This is a genomic window from Actinomadura sp. 7K534 (genome assembly GCF_004348575.1).
Lineage (GTDB): Bacteria > Actinomycetota > Actinomycetes > Streptosporangiales > Streptosporangiaceae > Spirillospora > Spirillospora livida.
In genome coordinates this window covers 1-4995 of record NZ_SMKB01000367.1, presented here as the reverse complement: position 1 = coordinate 4995, position 4995 = coordinate 1, and the positions used below count along the sequence as shown (strand labels likewise).

Annotated in this window: 4 protein-coding genes and 1 pseudogene; 1 reads left to right on the top strand and 4 read right to left on the bottom strand. The window is 72.7% G+C overall.

Features of this window, described 5'->3' with window-relative positions:
* Positions 1 to 324, bottom strand: a 324-nt coding sequence (locus tag E1266_RS35560; protein WP_165966344.1) for a LysE family transporter, incomplete at its 3' end; no start/stop codon positions are given.
* A gap of 168 nt (positions 325 to 492) precedes the next feature.
* Positions 493 to 1686, bottom strand: a complete 1194-nt coding sequence (locus E1266_RS35555; RefSeq protein WP_132054724.1) for an RNA-guided endonuclease TnpB family protein — start codon at positions 1684 to 1686, stop codon at positions 493 to 495.
* A gap of 110 nt (positions 1687 to 1796) precedes the next feature.
* Here E1266_RS35555 and E1266_RS35550 point away from each other — a divergent pair, with 110 nt between their 5' ends.
* Entirely contained in the window at positions 1797 to 3335 is a 1539-nt protein-coding gene (locus E1266_RS35550) for a glycosyltransferase family 39 protein (RefSeq protein ID WP_132054722.1), read from the top strand.
* A 14-nt stretch (positions 3336 to 3349) separates the two neighbouring features.
* Here E1266_RS35550 and E1266_RS35545 read toward each other — a convergent pair whose 3' ends face one another.
* Together E1266_RS35545 and E1266_RS35540 are read right to left on the bottom strand one after the other, a co-directional pair.
* Complete coding sequence (locus E1266_RS35545) at positions 3350 to 3991, bottom strand: DUF1444 domain-containing protein (protein WP_229808385.1); 642 nt, start codon at positions 3989 to 3991, stop codon at positions 3350 to 3352.
* A gap of 46 nt (positions 3992 to 4037) precedes the next feature.
* Positions 4038 to 4868: pseudogene (locus E1266_RS35540) on the bottom strand (cobyric acid synthase CobQ); the annotation flags it as partial.
* Positions 4869 to 4995 lie beyond the last annotated feature (127 nt).

Genomic DNA, 4995 nt, shown 5'->3' with positions numbered 1-4995 from the left:
GCTCCCCACGTCCCCGCCGACCGCGCCCTGGAGCGAACGCCGGTGCCGGATGGCCTGGATCCCGAGGTGGACGATGTAGACCGCGCCGACGGTCTTCAGCGCGGTGAACAGGACCGCGGACCGCTCGACGAGCGAGCCGACGCCGACCGCGACGGCGACCGTCAGCACCAGCGCGGCCAGCACGCCGCCGACGACGCCGGCGAGGGCGGTGCGGCGGCCGTGCGCCAGCGCCCGCCCGACGACGAACAGCACGGACGGGCCGGGGATCACGATGATGGCGAACGCCATCGCGGAGAAGGCGAGCACTTGCTGCGTCGACACCATACCCGCACGGTATGCCGCGGGGCCCGGCCCGCCCCACTGGATTTCCGGACCCCGGCCATCTGTCCTGGTCCGGCCGGAACGGTGATCGTGACGCCGGTCACTTCGGCGAATAGGGTTCGATCTTGACGTCCTCCCCCGCCTGAAGGCAGGGGATTCCAACCCTTCGACCTACGTGAGGAGGACGAGTTGAGGTTCGCGGTGCACCGGCCCGGTGACCCGTGGCCCTTCCCGCGCTGCCACCGCATGCCCTGCGGCGGTTCGGATGTTGATGGCCGCGTTGACGTCGGCGTTGGCCTGGTGCCCGCAGGCCACGCACCGGAATACCGCTTGGCTCTTGCGGTTGTCCGGTGCGCGGTGCCCGCAGGCATGGCAGGTCTGCGAGGTGTAACGCGGATCGATCTTGACGACGCGGCCGGGCGCTTTGTGCTCCAGCCGGGCCACCAGCCGCCCCCACCCGCTGCGAAGGATGGCCCGGTTCAGCCCGGCCTTCTGCCGCACGTTCACACCCGGCGCTTCGACGGTGCCCTTGGCCGAGCGGGTCATGCCCCGCACGTTCAAATCCTCGACGGCGATGACGTCGAAGTCGCGCGCCAGAGCCGTGGTGGTCTTCTCCACCCAGTCGCGGCGCCGGTCGGCCTCCCTCGCCCTCAACCGGGCGACGGCGGCCTTGACCCGGGCGCGGCGGTTCGAACCCTTCTGCGCGCGGGCGAGCCTGCGCTGCAGCCGCCGCAGCCGCGCGGCCTCGGCCCGCGTGAGACCAGGAGCGTGCAGGAGCTCCCCGGTCGACAGCCCCACCGACACCGCCACACCCCGGTCCACACCCACCGCCTCCCCGTTGCCCGGCGCGGGGACCGGGTCGGGGACCTGGGCGAACGCGACGTGCCAGCGTCCGGCGCGGTCGCGGGTGATCCGGAACGACTTCACTGCGTCTGGGACGGGCCGCGACCAGCGCAACCGCACCCACCCCACCTTCGGGACCCGCACCTCACCGACCTTGCGGGACACCCGCCGCACATCCCATTGCCCGCCGCGCCGACCGACGATCCGGAATCCCTCGTGCCGTCCGGCTTTGCGCCATGTCGGCCGCCGGTGCGTCCCTTTGAAGAAGTTCGCCATGGCCTGCGCGAAATCGCGCAGGGCCTGCTGCTGCACCGTCTGCGAACCGGCCGCCAGCCACGGGTAGGCGGCACGGGCCTCGGTCAACTGGCGAGCCTGCGCGACATACCCCGGCGCGGCGCCCCGGCCCGGCCTCCACCAGCCGTGCTGCTCCACCGCCAGATTCCACACGAACCGGGCATGCCCGCAGTGCTCCAACAACCCCGCCTCCTGCGCGGGAGTCGGACACAACCGGTACCGGGACACGCCCGCACCATACCGACCGCCACCGACAAACCCCGGAGAGTCACCGTGCCGGACCGTTCCCCGTTCCCTCCCCGCCCTCAAGGACGGGGTCTCCACGCTGTAGGCAGCCGATGACCGCTCCGGCCCCCGCGGCGTCCGATCCCGTCGAGACCGAAGCCTCTCCCGGACCTCCCGCGGTCGCCTGGCGGCCGGTGCTGCTGATCGCCGGGGCGCTGGGCGTCGTGCTGCTCGCCGTCAGCGCCCGCTACGGCTACCACCGCGACGAGCTGTACTTCCGCGTCGCCGGGCGGCACCCGATGTGGGGCTACCCGGACCAGCCCCCGCTGGTGCCGCTGCTCGGCCGGGCGGTCACCGCTGTGTTCGGCGACTCGCTCGTCGCGCTGCGCGTCCCCTCCGCGCTCTTCTCCGCCGCCGGCGTGGTCGTCGCCGCGCTCACCGCCCGGGACATGGGCGGCGGGCGGCGGGCGCAGCTCCTCACCGCCGGCGCCTACGCCGTCTGCCCGTTCGTCGTCGCGGCCGGCCACCTGTTCTCCACCGCGACGCTCGACCTGCTGCTGTCGACGACGCTCGTGTGGCTGGCCGTCCGGTGGGTGCGGACCCGCGACCAGCGGCTGCTCCTCGCCGCCGGTGCCGTTGCCGCGCTGGCGCTGAATGTCAAGTACCTCGCGGCCTTCCTGCTGGCCGGGGTCGTCGCCGGGCTGCTGATCTCCGGGCCGCGGGAGTTCCTGCGGCGGCCGATGTTCGCCGCCGCCGTGCTCCTCGTCGCCGCCGCGGCCGCGCCAGGGCTGCTGTGGCAGGCCGATCACGGGTGGCCGCAGCTCGACATGGCGGACGCCATCGCCGGCAAGGGCGACTTCGGCGGCCGTCCGGGGCTCATCCCCTTCCAGATACTGCTGACCGGGGTCGTGCTGTCCTGGCTGTGGATCTACGGGCTGTGGCGGACGTACCGGTCGGACGACCTGCGGCCGTTCCGGTTCATCGGGCACGCGTACGTGCTGCTGACCGTGCTGTTCCTCGTCACGGCCGGGAAGCCGTACTACCTCAGCGGCCTGTGGGCGGCGCTGTTCGCCGCCGGGGCCGTGGAGATCGAGCGGAACGGCGCGCCGCGCGGCTGGGGCTGGGTGCCTACCGTCCCGATGTTCGCGGTCACCGCCGTCACGACCGCGCTGCTCACGCTGCCCGTCTACCCGGTGAAGTGGCTGGCCGACACCCCGCAGCCCGCCGTCAACGCGGACTCGGCGGAGACCGTCGGCTGGCCCCGGTTCGCCGAGCAGGTCGCGGACGCCTACCACTCGCTGCCCGCCGGTGAGCGCGCCGCCGCGACGATCGTCGTCAGCAACTACGGCGAGGCCGGGGCGCTCGACAAGTACGGGCCGGGCCTCGGGCTGCCCCGCGCGTACAGCGGGCACAACGGCTACTGGCACTTCGGGCGCCCCCGGGAGACCGGCGGCCCGGCGGTCGTCGTCGGGCCGGATACCACGGCGGGCGCGGCCTACCTGCGGCGGTTCTGGACGGACGTGCGGCCCGTCGGCCGCATCGACAACGGCGTCGGCCTCGACAACCAGGAGCAGGGCAAACCGGTCTGGATCTGCCGCGGGCAGCGCGCTCCTTGGGCGGAGCTGTGGCCGCGGCTGAAGACGCTGTCCTAGCCTTTCGGGGCCGGTCAGGGGGCGAGGACGTCCCAGGCTCCGCCGCGGCGGACCAGCAGGTCGTGGGTGAGGAGGCTCCCGGCGGGCACGTCCCAGGCGGGGTCACCGCCGTTGTCCCCGCGGTCCTCGGCCCAGACCTGCTGGACGGCCCAGCGGAGCTTGTCGACACCGTCCGGGTGGCCGGTGCCGGACGCGACGAACACGTCCCGCGCCGGGGCCGCCACGACGAGGTCGCCCTCCACGTCCTGCGCGAGCTTCTCCAGGAACCCCTCGTCCAGCAGCAGGCCCGACTCCAGGCTCCCCCGCCTCGCCGCCGTGCCCGCCCCGGCGAGGGACACCGTCACGGCGCGCACGTCCGGGTACCAGCTGAGGCTCAGCTCGGGACGCAGATCGCGCAGGTTGATCACCGCGAGGCGGCGCAGCTCGCCGGGCGGCACGCCCAGCTCGGCGCAGTGCCGGCGGGCCACGTGCTCGTAACGCCGGCCGGCCGGTGCCGCCTCGTCGGCGATCTCCAGCGCGTAGCTCACGTACAGGTCCGCGGCGAACGGGTCGCGGATCGGCTCCTCCTCCGGAGGCAGCGGGAACTCCAGCTGGATCTCGGCCGGCACCCGCGCCTTCATCAGCGGGACGATCAGCCTGGACCGCGGATCGGTCACGGGACGTTCCTCCTGGTGCCTGGTGCGGCCGGTGCCATCGAAGGGATCACCCTACCGCCGTACCGGGGCCGCCCGCCGGATCCGGCGCCCCGCCGGGAGGGACGACGGGCAGGCCGGGCGGCGCGCCGCGCTCGATGATCCGCCAGAGGGCGGCGGTGTCGAGATGCTCTTCCACGAGGTCGCCGAGCGTGTCGAGGGTCGCCTCCCGGAGGGCTGCGAACGACACGTCCGGGGCGGGTGTGAAATCGCGTCCGCTCCTGTGGGCCACATCACGCAGGAACGCGCGCCTGAATCCGTCGTTCTCCATTGCGCCGTGCCAGGTCGTCCCCCAGACGGCGCCTTTCCGGCACCCGTCGAGGAACGGTTCACCATCTGCGGTCACAACGCCATGGTGGATTTCGTACGCGTGGACGTCCTCCCCGTAGGCACGCCCTTCCGGCCGCCCGAGCACCTTTTCTTCCCCGAACACGACCCGCGCCGGAAGCAGGCCGAGACCTTCGACGCTCCCCGCCCCGGACTCAACGCGATCGACGATTTCCTCGGCGAGCATCTGGTAGCCGCCGCAGATGCCCAGCACCGGCCTTTCCTGTTCGGCCCGCCTTCTGATCTCGTCGGCCATTCCCCGCTCGCGCAGCCAGGCCAGATCGCTCACCGTGGCCCGCGTACCCGGCAGGACGACGAGATCTGCGTCGGTCAGATCCCCGACGCTGGCCGCATAGCGGACGACGACTCCGGGCTCGCAGGCCAGCGCGTCCAGATCCGTGAAATTCGAGATGCGCGGAAAACGCACCACGACGACCCGCAGCGTTTCCCTGCCCACCGGCCCCTTGGCGTCCGGCCGGGGCGCGTCCAATGCCAGGGTGTCCTCGGAATCCAGGACCCTTTTTCATCCGTCTGGGCGGACGCGGATCACAGCATGATCGCGATGGGGGCGTTCGGCGGATGACGTGAAGAAACCCCTGGTAGACGGGTTGATCACCACAACCACCGCGTCCGAACCAGGG